At 70.3% G+C, this 16,347-nt stretch carries 17 protein-coding genes and 1 pseudogene; 11 read left to right on the top strand and 7 right to left on the bottom strand.

Going from position 1 to position 16,347, the window contains the following annotated elements:
- Nucleotides 1-2,220 (top strand): ATP-binding protein, encoded by a 2,220-nt coding sequence (locus EPO51_RS01120; protein WP_293345081.1) that lies wholly within the window; start codon nucleotides 1-3, stop codon nucleotides 2,218-2,220.
- Here the strand turns inward: EPO51_RS01120 and EPO51_RS01115 are convergent.
- Nucleotides 2,217-3,452: an acyl-CoA dehydrogenase family protein gene (locus tag EPO51_RS01115; RefSeq protein WP_293345079.1), complete on the bottom strand. Its 1,236-nt coding sequence runs from the start codon at nucleotides 3,450-3,452 to the stop codon at nucleotides 2,217-2,219. The two genes, EPO51_RS01120 and EPO51_RS01115, sit on opposite strands and share 4 nt — an antisense overlap.
- 129 nt (nucleotides 3,453-3,581) lie before the next feature.
- On the opposite strand from EPO51_RS01115, the gene tauD reads away from it, so the two are divergent.
- Entirely contained in the window at nucleotides 3,582-4,451 is an 870-nt protein-coding gene (tauD, locus tag EPO51_RS01110; protein WP_293345077.1) for a taurine dioxygenase, read from the top strand.
- A gap of 4 nt (nucleotides 4,452-4,455) precedes the next feature.
- On the opposite strand, the gene EPO51_RS01105 is transcribed toward tauD, so the two are convergent.
- From EPO51_RS01105 to EPO51_RS01090, 4 genes are all read right to left on the bottom strand, one after another.
- Nucleotides 4,456-4,941: a cytochrome P460 family protein gene (locus tag EPO51_RS01105; RefSeq protein ID WP_293345075.1), complete on the bottom strand. Its 486-nt coding sequence runs from the start codon at nucleotides 4,939-4,941 to the stop codon at nucleotides 4,456-4,458.
- Nucleotides 4,942-5,016: 75 nt separating this feature from the next.
- The gene (locus EPO51_RS01100; protein ID WP_293345073.1) at nucleotides 5,017-5,235 is read right to left on the bottom strand and encodes a hypothetical protein; all 219 of its coding nucleotides are present in this window, start codon (nucleotides 5,233-5,235) and stop codon (nucleotides 5,017-5,019) included.
- 64 nt (nucleotides 5,236-5,299) lie between these two features.
- Nucleotides 5,300-5,734, bottom strand: a complete 435-nt coding sequence (locus EPO51_RS01095; protein WP_293345071.1) for an ester cyclase — start codon at nucleotides 5,732-5,734, stop codon at nucleotides 5,300-5,302.
- Between the two features lie 68 nt (nucleotides 5,735-5,802).
- Nucleotides 5,803-7,116: an amino acid permease gene (locus EPO51_RS01090; RefSeq protein ID WP_293345069.1), complete on the bottom strand. Its 1,314-nt coding sequence runs from the start codon at nucleotides 7,114-7,116 to the stop codon at nucleotides 5,803-5,805.
- 124 nt (nucleotides 7,117-7,240) lie between these two features.
- Between EPO51_RS01090 and EPO51_RS01085 the strand changes: the two genes are divergently transcribed.
- From EPO51_RS01085 to EPO51_RS01060, 6 genes are all read left to right on the top strand, one after another.
- Nucleotides 7,241-7,615 (top strand): BlaI/MecI/CopY family transcriptional regulator, encoded by a 375-nt coding sequence (locus EPO51_RS01085; RefSeq protein WP_293345067.1) that lies wholly within the window; start codon nucleotides 7,241-7,243, stop codon nucleotides 7,613-7,615.
- Nucleotides 7,608-8,414 carry a M56 family metallopeptidase gene (locus EPO51_RS01080; protein ID WP_293345065.1) on the top strand — a complete coding sequence of 269 codons (807 nt, stop codon included), beginning with the start codon at nucleotides 7,608-7,610 and terminating at the stop codon, nucleotides 8,412-8,414. Before EPO51_RS01085 ends, EPO51_RS01080 begins: the two co-directional genes overlap by 8 nt.
- A 160-nt stretch (nucleotides 8,415-8,574) precedes the next feature.
- Entirely contained in the window at nucleotides 8,575-9,498 is a 924-nt protein-coding gene (locus tag EPO51_RS01075; RefSeq protein ID WP_293345063.1) for a M56 family metallopeptidase, read from the top strand.
- A gap of 27 nt (nucleotides 9,499-9,525) precedes the next feature.
- On the top strand, nucleotides 9,526-10,059 hold the full coding sequence (locus tag EPO51_RS01070) for a hypothetical protein (RefSeq protein WP_293345061.1): 534 nt from the start codon (nucleotides 9,526-9,528) through the stop codon (nucleotides 10,057-10,059).
- Nucleotides 10,056-12,053 carry a TonB-dependent receptor plug domain-containing protein gene (locus EPO51_RS01065; protein WP_293345059.1) on the top strand — a complete coding sequence of 666 codons (1,998 nt, stop codon included), beginning with the start codon at nucleotides 10,056-10,058 and terminating at the stop codon, nucleotides 12,051-12,053. Before EPO51_RS01070 ends, EPO51_RS01065 begins: the two co-directional genes overlap by 4 nt.
- 56 nt (nucleotides 12,054-12,109) lie before the next feature.
- Nucleotides 12,110-13,138 carry an amidohydrolase family protein gene (locus EPO51_RS01060; RefSeq protein WP_293345057.1) on the top strand — a complete coding sequence of 343 codons (1,029 nt, stop codon included), beginning with the start codon at nucleotides 12,110-12,112 and terminating at the stop codon, nucleotides 13,136-13,138.
- A 7-nt stretch (nucleotides 13,139-13,145) separates the two neighbouring features.
- Here EPO51_RS01060 and EPO51_RS01055 read toward each other — a convergent pair whose 3' ends face one another.
- Entirely contained in the window at nucleotides 13,146-13,721 is a 576-nt protein-coding gene (locus tag EPO51_RS01055) for an LOG family protein (RefSeq protein ID WP_293345055.1), read from the bottom strand.
- 183 nt (nucleotides 13,722-13,904) lie between these two features.
- On the opposite strand from EPO51_RS01055, the pseudogene EPO51_RS01050 reads away from it, so the two are divergent.
- From EPO51_RS01050 to EPO51_RS01040, 3 genes and pseudogenes are all read left to right on the top strand, one after another.
- Nucleotides 13,905-14,102 (top strand): annotated as a pseudogene (locus EPO51_RS01050) (cold-shock protein); the annotation flags it as partial.
- A 204-nt stretch (nucleotides 14,103-14,306) separates the two neighbouring features.
- Nucleotides 14,307-14,528 (top strand): cold-shock protein, encoded by a 222-nt coding sequence (locus EPO51_RS01045; protein ID WP_231733312.1) that lies wholly within the window; start codon nucleotides 14,307-14,309, stop codon nucleotides 14,526-14,528.
- A gap of 127 nt (nucleotides 14,529-14,655) precedes the next feature.
- On the top strand, nucleotides 14,656-15,213 hold the full coding sequence (locus EPO51_RS01040; protein ID WP_293345053.1) for a hypothetical protein: 558 nt from the start codon (nucleotides 14,656-14,658) through the stop codon (nucleotides 15,211-15,213).
- On the opposite strand, the gene EPO51_RS01035 is transcribed toward EPO51_RS01040, so the two are convergent.
- Nucleotides 15,214-16,311, bottom strand: coding sequence for a phosphatidylinositol-specific phospholipase C1-like protein (locus tag EPO51_RS01035; RefSeq protein WP_293345051.1), 1,098 nt, complete (start codon nucleotides 16,309-16,311; stop codon nucleotides 15,214-15,216).
- Nucleotides 16,312-16,347: the final 36 nt, after the last annotated feature.

Here is a 16,347-nt window from a genome sequence, read left to right as displayed (position 1 = left end):
ATGCGCGAAGCGCAGGACGACGAAAACAATCGGTTCGCCCGGGTCATCCGGGGTCGCGCAAAAGCGCGTCGCAGCCGAACCGCCGAAGCCGGGCTGATCGCAGTCCTGGTCTGGTTGAGCACGCACAGCCCGCTGGTGGCCGTGTGGCTGGCGGTGACCCTGGCGGCCGGCATGCTGGAGGGCGCGCTGGGCCGCCGCGTGCTGGCGGCGCCGGACGCCCCGGGCCCCCGCGCCTGCGCCGCCTTCGGGCTGGCGTTCAGCGCCGCGACCTATGCCGCGATCGCCGCGGTGGTGATCGCGGACCCCAATCCCCTTGGCTTGGCGGGGGCGGCGGTGCTGCTCTGCGCCGTGGCGCTCAACAACGCCATCCGCGCGTCAGGGTCACGCCTGGCCATGGCCAGCATGGTCACGCCGCCAGCGGCCCTCCTCGTCCTGGCCCCCCTCTACGCGGCGCTCGTCGGCCCGGACTTCGGCTTGACCGACACCCTGCTGCTCGCCCTCGGCGGAATCGCCTTCACGGCGTTCATCGTTCGCCTCTCGACCTCGATGGGAGCCGAGCGCGACGCCCTGCGGCAGATGGGCCGGGAGGCCAAGGCCAGCATCGAGCGCTGGGGGATGGTGTTCGACAACAGCCCGGTCGCCCTGATCTGCTTCGACGCCACCGCCCTGTACGAACGGCTTCATCCGCCGTTCCGCTCGCGAGGTCGGCCGGGGGACCTGGCCCGGGCGGAATACGCGACCGCCGAGGCGCTCTACCAGGACTGTGTGCTGATCGAGGCCAACGCCGCCGCGCGCAACCTTTTCAGCCGCTACGGCGGCCTGGGCGGGTTTGGTCCCGACTTCCTGCACGCGCTCTGCGAAGGCCTGAACGCGATCGACGCCGATGGCAACGTCCCGCCTTTCGACGCCGAGCTGGGCGTCGACGACGGCCCGGCCAGGGTGGTCCGCGCCCAGTTCCGCCTGACCTCCGACGTGGGCGGCCCCTGGAGCCTGTGCCTGGCCAGCTACCTCGACGTGACCGAGACCCACCGCGTGGCGCGCGTCCAGCACGAGGCGCGCAAGTCCGCCGAGGAAGCCAACCGGGCCAAGAGCGACTTCCTGGCCGTCATGAGCCACGAGATCCGCACCCCGCTGAACGGCGTGCTCGGCATGGCCCAGGCCATGGCCATGGACCCGCTAGCGCCCCTGCAACGCGACCGCCTGCGGGTGATCCGCGAAAGCGGCGGCGCCCTGATGGAACTGCTGGACGATCTGCTGGACATCTCGCGGATCGAAGCGGGCCGCCTCTCGCTGGAGATGCAGGACTTCGACCTCCGCGAGGTCGTCGAGGGCGCACATGCGGCCTTCGCGGTCCACGCCCACGCAAAGTCCCTGGCCTTCACCCTCGATGTCGATCCGGCCGTCGGCGGGCTCTGGCGGGGAGACTCCGCCCGAGTTCGGCAGGTGCTGTCCAACCTCCTTTCCAATGCCATCAAATTCACCCGCAAGGGTGAGGTTTCCGTCCGCATCGCCCGCAGCGCCGCCGGGGTGCGGTTCGAAGTGGCCGACACCGGCATCGGCATCGCCCCGGATCGCGTCGCCCGGCTGTTCGAGAAGTTCGTCCAGGCCGACGCCTCGGCGACCCGCGAGCACGGTGGAACGGGCCTTGGTCTCGCCATCTGCCAGGAGCTGTGCCACGCCATGGGCGGGGCGATCACCGTGGGCAGCGCCCCCGGCCAGGGCAGCACCTTCGCCGTCGAACTGCCGCTGCGCCAGGTGGAGCGCGCCCCGCCGTCGCATGAGGCGCCGCACCTGCCCAGCCGTCTCGCGGAAGGGGCGATACGCGTGCTGGCGGCGGAGGACAACCCGGTCAACCGCATGGTGCTGAAAGCGCTGCTGGCCCAGTTCGACGTGGATCCCACCCTCGTGGAGAACGGCGCCGAGGCGGTTCGCGCCTGGGAGTCGTCCCATTGGGACCTGATCCTCATGGACGTGCAGATGCCGATGATGGACGGCCCGACCGCCACCATGACCATCCGCGCCCGGGAAGCGGTGCTGGGCCGGCCGCGCACGCCGATCCTGGCGGTGACCGCCAACACCATGCCCCACCAGCTGGCCAGCTATCGCGCCGCGGGCATGGACGACGTGATCCCCAAGCCCTTGAGCGTCACCGAGCTCCTCGCCGCCATGGTCGCCGCCTTGACGCCGGCGGACCGGCAGGCCGAGGCTCGTCGAGCCTAGAGCAGGTCGCCGCCGCAGGCGCCGGCGGTTGTGCCGCTGGCCTTGAACGCCTTGATCACGTTGCGGCCCACCGTCCAGCGGTGCACCTCGTCCGGCCCGTCCACCAGCCGCTGCGAGCGGATGTGCGTGTACCAGGCCGCCAGCGGCGTATCGCGGCTGTAGCCCAGGGCGCCGTGCAGCTGGATCGCCGTGTCCACCACGTGGTGGACCATGTGGGCGAGGTAGACCTTGGCGATGGAGTTCTCCTGCCGCATGTCCATGCCCTTCTCGGCCTTGTAGGCGATGTGCAGCAACATGAGGCGGGCGATGTAGAGCTGGCTCGCGCACTCGGCCATCATGAACTGGACCGCCTGGCGCTCGTCCAGCTTCTTGCCGAATGTCTCCCGGGTGGTGATGTGGGCCGCGGCCAGGTCGAGAGCCCGCTGGGCCATGGCGATGTTGTGCATGCCGTGGCGCAGGCGGCCGTAGGCCAGGCGGTGCTGGCCCATGTCGAAGCCACGGCCCTCCCCGCCCACCAGGTTCTCGGCCGGGACCACCAGGTCCTTGATCTCGATCTCGGAGTGGCCGCCGCCCATGATGTGCGACAGCTCGCTCTCGGCGGCCATGGTCGGGATGTCGCGCTTGATCCTGTAGCCGGGGCTCGGCAGCTCGACGATGAAGGTCGAGAACTGCTGGTGGCGCGGGGCGTCGGGATCGGTGCGGGCCATGACCAGGGCCAGGTCGGCGGCGCTGGCGGCGGACGAGAACCACTTCTCGCCGTTCAGGACGTAGTTCTCGTTGCCGTCCTTGACCGCGGTGGTGCGCATGCCGGTGGCGTCGGCGCCTGCGGCTTTCTCCGTCATCGAGTAGCAGACGCGCTTCTCGCCGTTCAGCAGCGGCTTGAGGAACTTCTCCTTCTGAAACTCCGTCCCGTGGGCGATCAGCGTCAGGATGGTGGCGTCGTCCGGCCCCTGGCTGTTCATGCTGAGCGCGCCCAGGTGGCTCATGCCCAACTCCATCTGGACCAGGGCGTTGGCCAGCGGGCCCAGCCCCATACCGCCGTATTCCTTCGGCGCGAAGGGCAGCCACAGGCCCTGGGCGCGGGCCTTGGCGCGCAGCTCGGCCAGCACCGTCTTGTAGCTTTCCTTGTCGGTCAACCGGGCTTCCGCGGGGATGCACTCGTCCTGCACCCACTGACGCACGCGCTCGCGGACGGCCTTGGCCTCGGCGGGGATCTCGAAGTCGATGGACATGGCGGCGCGCTCCCAACAGTTGTTTGAATTCACCGTGCGGCGGGGGCAGCGGGCAGGCAAGCGGAAAGCGCCGGCCTTTGACGTGGCGTCGGAGTTGGCGTTCCCTCTTCGGCCGCGAAGGAGGCCGCCATGCAGATCAGACCGCTCACCCCAACGATCGGCGCCGTCGTCGAGGGCGTGGACCTGGGCCAGGGCGTGTCCGCCGACCTGGCCGAGACGCTGCGCCAGGCGCTGCTCAAGCATCAGGTGATCTTCTTCGAGGACCAGCGCATGACCCCGGTCCAGCACCGGGACTTCGCCGCCCGGTTCGGCGCGCTGCACACCCATCCGCTCTATCCCGGCGTGCCCGAGGCGCCCGAGCTGTTCATCCTGGACAACCACGCCGGCAACCCGACCGACAATGACGCCTGGCACACCGACGTCACCTTCATCGAGACCCCGCCGATGGGCTCGATCCTCTACGCCAGGAGCCTGCCGCCGAACGGAGGCGACACCATCTGGGCCAACATGAGGGCGGCCTATGAGGCGCTGTCGCCCACCTTCCGCCAGTTCCTGAGCGAGCTGGATGCGGTCCACGACTTCGCCCGCGGCTTTCCCCAGCGCGGGATCGTCGCCAACGCCGCCGGCGCAGAGAAGCACGCCAGGGCCTTGGCCGAGCATCCGCCGGTGCTGCATCCCGTGGTCCGCACCCATCCCGAGACCGGCGAGGACGGCCTGTTCGTCAACTTCGGCTTCACCGAGCGGATCAAGGGCCTGCGGCGCAAGGAGAGCGACGCGATCCTGGCCATGCTGTTCGAGCATGTGACCAAGCCGGAGTTCCAGGTCCGCTGGCGCTGGAGCGACAACGCGGTCGCCTTCTGGGACAACCGGGTCACCCAGCACTATGCGGTCAACGACTACCTGCCCGCGCGCCGCGTGATGAACCGGGCGACGATCCTGGGCGAGCGGCCCTACCACCGCTCGCGGATGCCGGCCGAGGCGCGGGCGGCGGCGGAGTAGACCCTCAGTCCTTGAAGGTGCTGAACACGTGGTCGCCGCCGGGGGCCTTCGCGGCGTGGCAGCCGCCGCAGGCCTTGGCCGCGTTGTCCTCGATCGCCGTCACCCGATCCCGGCCCGGCCAGGCGAACTCGGTATAGCCCCAGCCGCCGGTGGCGGCGTACCGGCGGCTGTCCCGGACCATGACGTCGATGAACTTCCGCTGGCCCTGGCCCAGGGCGTCGGCGCCCGGCTTGTCGGCCGTCCACTGATCGAAGACGATCACCGCACCGTCGGGCCACTTTCCGGTCCGGTAGCCCTCGAGGGCCGCCGGGTTGGCGTAGATCGCGTGCAGTCCCTCGTACTTCGGCGCGGCCGGATTGGCCGGGCCGAACAGCCCGCTCGACACATGGGCCCAGGTCCGGAAACCCTCGGGGAAGGCGATGGGCGCCTCGCCCGCGGCGGCGAGGCCGACGGCGGCGATGGCGATGGCGAGCAGGACGAGGCGGCGCATGCGGAAGGCTCCCGACGATCTCGTCGGAAGCTCCGCCACGGGACCGGCCGCGTCGCGCCTGAACCGATAGCCGCGTCAGGCCTCGAGCGCCGCCTCGGTGGCTTCCATCTCGTCGCGGATCCAGTCGTGGCCGCTGGTCACCATCACGCCTTCCAGCGCGCTGATGTGGCCTCGCAGGCGGTCGCGAATGTCCTTGGGAACGTCGTCGCGGGTCGCGATCCAGCGGGCGATCTGATGCACCGCGAAGGCGCTGTGCAGGGCGAGGCGGTCGCGGTGCTCGTCGGAGAGCTTCATCGGCAGGCTCCGTGGTTGTGCCGGGAGCATAACACGCGAGGCGCGGCCTGGATCACTGAAGCTTTCAGGCCAGACCCAGCGCCCGCACCACCGCGCCCTGGTCGAAGTACGGCCGCTCGCAGACGATCTTGTCCGAGCCCGGCGCGAACTCGAAGCTCGCGGCCATGCGCACGCGGAACGCCTTGCCGGTCGGCTCGACCGTGCGGCCGGGCAGCTTCAGCGGCCCTAGGTGCGTGCCCGTCAGCCAGAACTCCACCAGGACGGTGTCGCCGGCGTGGGCGATGGCGATGATCTCGTTGCCCTGGTCGGGGAACGGCGTCCGTGAGGCGGCGAAATAGCCGCGCACCGCGACCTCGCCGTCGAACACCTGCCCGCCGCCGTGCATTTCGTAGCGGGGGTGCTGGAACGTGGCGATGACGCCGTCCCAGTCGTGGGTGACCTCCAGGGCCATGTGCTCGCGCACGACGGCGATACGGCGCTCCGCCAGGTCGACGGTCATCCGACCTCCGCGAGCTTCGGACAGGTTTCGACGGGCGGCATGCGGCCTCCATTGCTGTGCGCCAAGTCCTAGCGCCGCCGGAGCCACAGGTGAAGCAGCGCCGCCACCGGCATGGGCACGAGCGAAAGCGCGAGTTCGAGCGGCTTGCCGCCGGAGATCAGCAAGGCGGCGAAGGCGATCGCGACCGCCGCCGTGACCAGCGCCCCCACGCGGCGAACGCCGGCGAACCGCCCCCCGATGCGCGCCAGCGACAGGGCGGCCAGCACGTAGGTGTAGAGGGACAGCAACGACACCGCGTTGATGATCGTCGAGAACTGCTTGGCGAGGCTGGGGTTCGCGGTGGCCAGCGCGAACGCGGTCATCAGCACCCCGGCGGTGACCAAGTTGATCGGCGACGCCCGCTCACCAGGGCGGGTGCGGAACACCTTCGGGAAGACGCCCTGATCCGCCGCGCCCCGCGAGGTCTCCGCGATGACCAGCGTCCAGCCGGTCACGCAACCGCCGGTCCGCAGGAAGGCGCAGACCGCGATGGCGGCCCCAACGGCCGCCCCCAGCGCCGCCCGGGCCGCATCGGCGAAGGGGGCGTTGGACTTCGCCAGAACGTCCGCGGGGAGGATCCCCATGATCGCGGATGTCGCGGCGATGTAGAGCGCCGCCGCGCCCAGGACGCCCAGCATGGTGGCGCGGGGCACGTTGCGGGTGGGATCGCGCACCACGCCCGCGGCGGCGGCGGCGCATTCCATGCCCAGGAAGGCCCAGAACGCGTTCAGCGCCGACCCGCCGACGGCTTGGCCCAGGGACAGGTTGGTGGGGTTCCACGAGGCCAGGAAGACATCCGACCTGAAGAAGAACCACCCGACGGTCGCGGCCAGGATCACCGGCAGCAACCCGATCCCCAGGGTGAAGCCTTCGGTGCGGGCGACGGCGCGGGGGCCGATCCAGCTCAGTCCCACGGCGGTCCAGATGATCGCGATCGTCACGGCGAGGCGTGCGGCGGGTTCGGCCAGGGCGGGGATGAGGAACCCCGCCGCGCCCGCCGCGGCCAGGGCCACGGCCACCGTGCCGGCCCAGCAGGAGGTCCAGAAGAGCACCGCCGTCTGGGCGCCAAAGAAGGGTCCGAGGCCCGCCTGGACGTAGCCTGGGATTCCTTCCGAGCCGGCGACTTCCGACGATAGCCAGACGAACACGCCGGCGATGGACACCGCCGCCAGGGTGGCGACCAGCCAGCCCAGGATCGAGATCGATCCGATGGCCCCCATGGTCGCAGGCAGCAGATAGACGCCCGAGCCGATCATCGAGCCGGCGACCAGGGCGGCGGCGCCCAGCACACCGACCTTCTTGTGCCGGGACGACGCCTCTGCGCCGACCATCGCGTCCGCCATCAAATCGCCCCCGGGACTCACGCGACTATGGGTGCTCGCGGACGGCGCGCATAGTTCCGTTGGGCGAGGACCCTTGACAGGCGATTTTACATGCGTAACGTCCGCCATAAGCTACGGGTGTAAGATGTCGAAGATCTCGGGCGCGGAAAGCCACATCATGGAGGCCCTCTGGACACGGGGGGCGCTCACCGCCGAGGAGATCGTGCAGACGGTCGGCCCGGCGCAGGAATGGGGCGAAGCCACCGTCAAGACGCTGATCAACCGCCTCCTGAAGAAGAAGGCGCTGAAATCCGAGCGCGCCGGCGGCCGGGCGATCTACAAGGCGTTGGTCAGCCGCGAGGACTATGTCACCGGCGAGAGCCAGGGCCTGCTGGACCGGCTGTTCGGCGGCCAGCTCGCGCCGCTGGTGGCCCACTATGCCCGTCACCGCGACCTGTCGGCCACGGACATCGCGCGCCTCAAGAAGCTGATCGCGGAGATCGAGAGCGACGATGACTGATCCGCTGTACGTGGTCCTCGGCGGCTATCCGGCCGCCACGCTCGCGGCGGCGTTCTTCAAAGCCAACCTGGTCGCCGCGATCGCCGTACTCGCCGTCGCCCCGATCCGCATCGTCGCCCGCCGGGCGTTCGGCCCCGCGGCGGCCTATCACCTGTGGACCCTGCCGCCGGCCGCGGGCTTCCTGATGTTCGTGATCGGCGTCGCGGAACGGCACGACGATCCCGCGATCTTCGCCTTCAACCCGATGATCGTCGCGGCCTGGGCCCTGGGCGCGCTGGCCCTGGCGAGCGTGTTCACCGTGGCGCAGCTCCGCTTCCTCGCCCAGGTGCGGGCCGGACGCGGCGGGCCGGCCGTCGTGGGCTTCATCTCACCGGTGATCGTGATGCCGCCGGACGACGGCCAGTACACGGCCGGGGAGCGCGACCTGATCCGCGCCCACGAGCGCGAACATGTGGCCCGCAAGGACCCCCGCGCCGCCGCCTTCGCCGCCTTCTTCCAGTGCCTCTGCTGGTTCAATCCCGTCGTTCACTTCGCCGCCTACCTCCTGCGGCTGGACCAGGAACTGGCCTGCGACGCCGCCGTGATCCGCACGCGGCCGACCGCGCGGACGCTGTACGCGCGCACCCTGCTCAAGACCCAGCTCGCCGGGTCGGCCCTACCGCTCGGCTGCTACTGGTCGCCCCTTGGCCAGCACCCGCTTGAGGTGCGGATCGCCTCGCTGAAGCGCACCTCGAAGACCCAGTCCAAGTCGCAGGGCGGAACCTTCGCCGCGGCCAGCGTCAACGCGATCCGTCCCTGACCGGGCCGGCCCGCCGCCAACCTCCGCCATAAATTCGCCGCCGCCAACCCGCCGACTGACCGCGTAACAAAGCCCGCTTGACAGTAAAAATTACGGACGTAATGTGGCACCCAAGCTACGGGTGTAAGATGTTCAAGACCTCCAGCGCCGAGCCATGCCGATGACCAGTGAAGTCCTGGCTGCCCTGCTCCGCTCCAACCTGGTGCTGGCCCTGGCCATCGTGGCCGTACTGGCCCTCCGCATCCCCGTCCGTCGCCTCTTCGGCCCCGAGATCGCCTATGGCCTCTGGGCCATCCCCCCGGTTGCGGCCCTGGCAAGCGTGCTGCCGGCCCGGGTCGACGACGGCGCGCCGCAGGTCCACGCCCTGGCCGCCGCGGTCGCCGACATCTCCGCGCCGGCCTTGCTCGGCTGGGCCGCGGGCGCTGCGCTGGTCGTCGCCGGCCTCGCCCGGGCCCAGGCGCTGTTCATGCGGTCCGCCGCCAAGGGCGGCGCCGGTCCGGCGGTGGTGGGCGTGATCACGCCCCGTGTCCTGATGCCTGCCGACGACGGGACCTACAGCGCCGACGAACGCGCCCTGATCCGGGCCCACGAGCGCGAACACGTGGCCCGCTGCGATCCGCGCGCCGGCGCCCTGGCCGCCGCGCTGCAGGCGCTGTGCTGGTTCAATCCGCTGGTCCATCTGGGCGCGCACCTGATGCGGCTGGACCAGGAGCTGGCCTGCGACGCCGCCGTGCTCCGCCGCAGGCCCCGCGACCGGGCGCTCTACGCCAGGACCCTGCTGAAGACCCAGCTCGCCGCCCAGCCCCTGCCCTTCGGCTGCTACTGGCCCTCCCGCGGCCAGCACCCGCTGGAGGTGCGGATCGGCGCGCTTCGCGCGGCGCCCCGCCTCGACGGCCTGGTCGGCTCCTCCCTCGTCGGAACGGCCCTCGTCGGCGCCGCCGTCGCCGCCTGGAACCTGCAGCCGCCAGCCCCCAGGCCCGGCCCGCTGGTCGAACTCTGGGAACGCCAGCAACGCCAACCGGTCACCTCGGTCATGCTGGTGAGCCTGCCCAGCAGGACCCCGCCCCAGGCGCCCAAGCCCTAGCCGCCCCTCACACGCTCGGAGACACCGATGTCGAACCCGATTTCCCGGGCGCGATGGCTCGCGCCTGCGCTCCTGCTCGCCCTGGCCGGCTGCGGCGCCCGGCACACCGAAAGCCGGCTGGCGGCCCACCAGGCCCAGGTCGACCCGCCCGCCCTGTGGCGCGTCGAGGCCCTGGACGGCGCCGGCCGGCCGATGGCCGCGCTTCAGGTCTGCGCCGACCGGACCATGCGCGAGGGTTTCGCCCGCGCTACCGCCGAGGTCGCAGGGCGGCCCTGCCTGCTGATGAAGGACCGGGTCGAACAGGACGGGCTGTTCGCCGTGCGCTGCGAGCTGGACGGACGGCGGTTCGGCCTGACCGTGAACCGCAGCGGCGATCCGGAACGTGATTTCCAGGTCGCCTTCGCCCTGAAGGCGCTGGACGGCACGGCGGCCGGCGCACGGCAGGTCCGGCGCTTCCGCCGGGTCGGCCCCTGTCCGGGAGGATGGGGCATCGGCGACCAGGCCCGGGTGGGCGAGCGCCGCGGCGTCAACGCGCTTGCCGGCGTCTGGAGCGGTGAATGATCGGGCTCCTGCTGACCCAAGCCGTGGCGGCCGCGCCGTTGGTGGAAGGCGTCATCAGCTATCCCCCCGCCTTCTTCGCCGCCCAGCGCCCCGCCAACGCCAAGGAGATGCTGGACCGGTTGCCCGGCTTCACGCTCGACGACGGCAGCACGGTGCGCGGGTTCGAGGGCGCGGCCGGCAATGTACTGGTCGACGGCCGCCGCCCGTCATCCAAGAGCGACAACCTTGAAGGCCTGCTGGAGCGGATCCCCACAACCAGGATCGAACGGATCGACGTCATCCGCGGCGGCGCGCCCGGCGTCGACATGCAGGGCAAGTCGATCATCGCCAATATCGTGCTCCGCAAGGACAGCGTGATGCGAGGCAAGGTCGAGGCCGAGGGATTCCATGTCCCGGACGGCCGCAACTTCGGCGCCCTCAAGTTCGAGGCGTCCGGTGGCGGCGATCGATCGTGGGACGTGTCCGGCCTCTACGGCCGAGGCTTCTCCGGCCTGTATGGCCAAGGCGTCGGCCGGACAGGCGCCTCGGACGGTCGGCCCGGCCAGCGGACCCGCATCGACACCGAGAGCGACGGGCCGCTGCGGCAGTTCACCGGCGCCTACGAGTCGCCGCTGGCGGGTGGACGGCTGCGGATCAACGGATTGATCTACAACGACAAGGCCAAGTTCGAGGAGGATACCGTCGACGTGGTCTCGGGCGCGATCGAATCCTATGACGAGATCAATCCCAACCGCACCCGCGAGATCGGCGCGAACTACACCCGGGCGCTGTCGGCGCGAACGACCCTGGAGCTGGTCGGCCTGAGGCAGGTGAACGGCTTCGGCCTGGTCGCCGTCTCCACGACCCCCGGCGGCCGCGAGACCTTCGACGTCGATCGCACGACCCGCGAGACCATCGCGCGCGCCGTCCTGAAGCAGACATGGAGCGCGACGCTGTCCGGCGAGCTCGGCGCCGAGGCTGCGGACAACCGTCTGCGCAGCGCCAGCGCCCTGGAGGCCGACGGCGTGACGATCCCCCTGCCCGGAGCGGACACCCGCGTGCGCGAACACCGCGCGGAGGCCTTCGCCAAGGCGAGCTGGCGAATCTCCGCGGCCTGGAGCCTGGACGGCCAGGTCCGCTACGAGCGTTCGACCATCCGCGCCGAGGGCGACGTCCGGCTCGGCAAGACGCTGAGCTACGTGAAGCCCCGCCTTCTCGCCACCTGGTCGCCGCGGCCCTCGACACAGCTGCGCCTGCGGGCCGAGCGCGAAGTCGGCCAGCTCGACTTCGATTCCTTCGTGGCAGAGGGCAGCCTCAACAACGCCACCGGCGTGACCGCCGGCAATCCCGACCTGGAGCCGGAGCGCGCCTGGGTGGCGGAGGCGGCGGTGGAGCAGCGGTTCTGGGGCCGGGGCGCGCTGGTCCTCACCGCCACCCACGTCGAGGTCCAGGGCGTGGAGGACCGCGGCCCGGTGTTCACGCCCACCGGCATCTTCGACCGCCCGGCCAATATCGGCGACGGCTCCCGCGACATCCTGCGGGCCGACCTGACCCTGCCGCTGGAGCGCCTGGGCCTGAACGGCGCCCAGCTCAAGGGCTTCGTCACCCGGCGCTGGTCGCAGGTGGACGATCCGACCACCCTGACCGCCCGCCGCATCTCGGGCCAGCGGCCGGTGGAGTGGGAGGTGAAAATCACCCAGGACCTGCCGAGACAGAACCTGACCTGGGGCGTCGAACTCTACGGTGGCTACCAGCAGGTGCTCTACCGCTTCAACGCCGTCGACTCCTACAAGCTGGATCCGTTCCTGATGACCTATGTGGAGTGGCGACCGCGGCCGGACATCAACATCCGCGCGGAGCTGGAGAACATCACCAGGCGCGGCTACCGTCAGACCAACGTGACCTACGTGGGCGTCCGCGATGCGGACCAGGCCGGGGCCGCCCGACTGTTCGACCGCAACTTCCACTTCGGCCGCATCGTCTATCTGCGCGTCCGCAAGACGTTCGGCGGTTGAGGCTCGCGGGCGCGCCCTCTAGCTTGCCGTCCCATCAGAAAGCGGGAGCGCACGTCATGCCGGAAGCCATCCTCGAACCCGAGCTGCCGATCGTCGATCCGCACCACCACCTGTGGGACCGGCGTGCCTACATCGCCCAGGGGCCGGAACATCCGTTCATGACCGCGATCCAGCCGGCGGCCCGCTATCTGCTGGACGAACTGATGGCCGATACGGGCAGCGGCCACAACGTGGTGGCCACCGTGTTCGTCGAGTGCGGCGCCTTCTACAAGGCCGGCGCCTCCCCGGCGATGGCCCCGGTGGGCGAGACCGAGTTCGTTAACGGCGTGGCGGCCATGAGCGCCAGCGGCCTCTATGGCGACATGCGCGCCTGCGCCGGCATCGTCGGACGCGCCGACCTGCTGCTGGGCGACGGCGTCGCCCCCGTGCTGGAAACCCACATCAAGTCGGGGGGCGGCCGGTTCCGCGGCATCCGCAACAGCGCCTCGTTCGACGCCGACAAGGACGTGCTGGGCCCGCTGAACCGCGTCGAAGCGGGGCTCTATAGGGATACGACGTTCCGCGAGGGCTTCCGCCGCCTGGCGCCGCTGGGCCTGTCGTTCGACGCCTGGCTGCTGGAGCCGCAGCTTCCGGACCTGATCGATCTGGCCCGCGCCTTCCCCGACACGACGATCATCCTGGATCACGTCGGCACGCCGCTGGGCCGGGCCAGCTACACGGGCAGGCTGCCCGAGCGGTTCTCGGGCTGGAAGGCCAACATCCAGGAGCTGGCGAAATCGCCGAACGTGGTGGTGAAGTTGGGCGGCCTGGCCATGGCCTTCTGCAACTTCCCCTCGTTCCTGGCCGAGCCCCGCGCACCGTCGACGCAACTCGCCAAGGAATGGGGTCCCTACATCGAAACCTGCATCGAGGCCTTCGGGGCCGAGCGCTGCATGTTCGAGAGCAACTTCCCGGTCGACATGGGCAGTTGCAGCTACGCCACCCTCTGGAACGCCTTCAAGCACGTCGCCGGGGGGGCCTCGGCCGCCGAGAAGACCGCGCTGTTCTCGGGCACGGCGACCAAGGTCTACCGGCTGGAGATCTGACCAGCGTCTAAGGCTTGTTCGTGCTCCACTTCGGCGGGGGCGCGACGTAGGTCCGGAACGCTTCGATCACCTCCGGCGTCGTGCCGGCGTAGACCAGCATGTCCACATAGGTCTGGCCGATGAAGCCGGCGTCGGCCATCTGCTGGATCGTCTGGCGCATCAGGTCGTAGTATCCGGCGACGTTCACGAAGCCGCACGGCTTGGCGTGGATGCCCAGCAGGGCCCAGGTCCACTGCTCGAAGATCTCCTCGAAGGTGCCGGGGCCGCCCGGCAGGCAGAGAAAGCCGTCCGACAGGTCGGCCATGGCCAGCTTGCGCTCGTGCATGGACTTCACGACGTGCAGTTCGGTCAGGCCTTTATGGGCGATCTCCTGGTTGACCAGGTCCTCGGGCATCACGCCCACCACCTTGCCCCCGGCGGCCAGCGCCGCGTCGGCCACGGCGCCCATCAGGCCCACCTTGCCCCCGCCGTAGACCAGGGTCAGGCCCGCCTTGGCGATCTCGGTTCCGGCGCGGATCGCCTCGTCCAGGAAGCGGGGATCGTTCCCCGGCGACGAGCCGCAATAGACGCAGATGCTCTTCAAGACGGGCCTCGGCAGCGCTGTGGCGAAAGGGTCGCTGCCATAGTCCGAATACCGGTGTGTGTCACGACGGCTGGTCTTGCGGAAAATCCACCGCTACAACTTGTCTCACGGCTTGTCAGAGCGATTAGCCGGGCGCCGCTCCATGGGCGGCGTGGGACTTATCTCTCTGTAGGTTGCGACGATATGGCGAGCGGCACGGTAAAGTGGTTCAACACGGCTAAAGGTTTTGGCTTCGTTCAACCGGACGACGGCGGATCTGACGTCTTCATTCACATCTCGGCCCTGAATCAGGCCGGCCTGGACAGCCTCGATGAAGGCGACAAGGTCGATTACGAACTCGAGCAGGACCGTCGGTCCGGCAAGCTGGCGGCGACCCAGATCGTCGTGACGGAAAAGGGCGCGCCCCAACCCCGTCGCGCCGGCGGCGGCGGCTTCGGCGGCGGCGGTGATCGCGGCGGCTACGGCGGCGGCGGCTACGGCGACCGCGGCGGCGGCGGCGGCGGTTACGGCGGTGGCCGTGATCGCGGCGGCGGCTTCGGCGGCGGCGGCGGCTTCGGCGGCGGCGGCGATCGTCCGCGCGGCGTCGTGTCGGGCTCCGGCACCGGCGAGGTGAAGTGGTTCAACCCCACCAAGGGCTTCGGTTTCATCAAGCCCGAAGGCGGCGGTCAGGACATCTTCGTCCACATCTCGGCGGTCGAACAGGCCGGCCTCTCCGGCCTGAATGAAGGCCAGAGGGTCAATTTCGACCTCGAACAGGACCGTCGCAGCGGCAAGACCTCTGCGACCAACCTGAAGGTCAGCGGCTAAGACTTGAGGCGGGCCCGTCTTCGCGGACGGGTCCTCCAAACCGGGCTGAGCTGAACCGGCCAGCCTCCGGCGCGTTGATGGCGCTCAGATCGAGGGATTCCTCGTGGAGCAGCCAATGCGCGTCCTATTGAGCCTCGCCATCGGTAGCGCTGTCGCCCTTCCGGGCGCCGCGCTTGCGCAGGTCACCCCCACTCTCGCTGTTCCGCCGCAATCCACGGCTGCCTCGGCGACCGTCGCCCCGGTCGACGTGACCGCCGCGCCGACGCTTGCTCCGCTGCCCACCGTGGAGCCCACGGTCGAAGCGCCGCCACCAGCCAGCGCGCCGCCGCCGCCGCCGCCCGTCAACGACGCCGTCGTCGCCACGCCGCCGACCGAACCGACCACCGTCGCCCCGGTCCTCGTTCAAAAGGAGGACAAGGACAACGGCATGGCCGGCAAGCTCGGCATGATCGCCGGCGGCGTGGCAGGCGGGGCCGCCGGCGCCGCGGTCGGCGGTCCGGTGGGCAAGTTCGCGGGCGGATTCCTCGGGAAGAAGGTCATCGGCGGCATCTTCGGCGTCGGCAAGGACAAGACGCCCGAGGTCACCGTCGCGGAAGTCCCGCCCAACGCGGAGACCTCCGCAACGTCCGCGGTCGCCGAACCGGCGACCGCGCCGCCGCTCGGGGAGAAACTGGCGAACCGTTAGCTAGTCGGCCGCCCGCAGCGGCGAGAGCCGCGCCTTCCCTCCGCCCGGCAGCTTGGCGACGTAGGGACCGAACCGAACGTCGGGCCGCATGTAATCCGTGGAGACATACTGCGCGCCCGAGGCGAAGGCGGCCGTCTGGCGGGTCGTGTCGTTGGCGCGGGCTTCGCGGGTGTCGGCGTCGGCCCTCGTGCGCACGATCAGCCCGGCCTTCACCGCCGCGGCGATGCGGGCGGCCTGCTCCTGGGGCTCGTTCAAGGTGATATAGCCGGCGGCGGGTGAGCTCTCGTCGGTGTTCACGAAGGCCACGCGGCCTTCCAGCACCTTGCGACCCTCGCGGTAGCGCGCGACCTGCTCGGGCGGGCAGTCCAGCGCGAACATCACCTTGCCGCGGGCCGCCTCCAGCGTCGGCCAGCCGCCGGCGGCCACCGCCTCGCGCAGGGTGGCGCGCTTGCCCTGGACCTTGTCGGGCGTGATTAGCGCGGCCTCCGGGAAGGCGGCGCGGATCTCCGCGTCGATGGCGTTCATCGCCTTGGCGTCGAACAGCGGCGCCTTGGTCGCGCCAGGTATCGAGATGCCCCCCTCCTTCAGGTTCATGATCACCAGCAGCGGCACGTGGTCCGGGTGGGCCTTCGACCATTCCGCGATGTCCTTCAGGCAACCGGCGAACAGCGGGCAGACCGACCGGTAGTCCACCGAGGGCTCGTGCAGCACCTTCAGCCCCGGCTGCCTCAGCGGCGCGAAGTCGTAGGGGACGGCGTTCTTGCCTGCCATCTTGAAGCCCAACGGGGCGGCGTAGAGACCGGTGTCCGGGTCGTAGACCATGTCGATCTCGAGCTGCCGGGCCCCGGCGTCGAGCTGTTCCCTGAGCGGCGGGTGGCTGTAGTCGATGCCGTCCGCCTCCTTGGGATTGGCGGCGCGGATCATCGCCAGCTCGTTCGGCGCGATGGCCATCTTGTAGCTGTTGTGGGTGCCGATGGCCTGGATGGCGTTCATGGGTAGGGCGTCGACGGCGGCGCGGGTGCAACCGGCCTCCCCCGATGGCTTCTCCAGGTCACAGGCGGCGGAAACGGCTGCGGCGGCGAGCATGGCGGCGATCATGGCTTGGTCCTATTGGGCGGCCGCGACAGTAGCGTG

This window comes from Phenylobacterium sp. (assembly GCF_004297125.1).
Classification (GTDB): domain Bacteria; phylum Pseudomonadota; class Alphaproteobacteria; order Caulobacterales; family Caulobacteraceae; genus Phenylobacterium.
The sequence above is the reverse complement of the archived record's forward strand: the minus strand, read 5'-3'. Positions and strand labels throughout refer to the sequence as shown.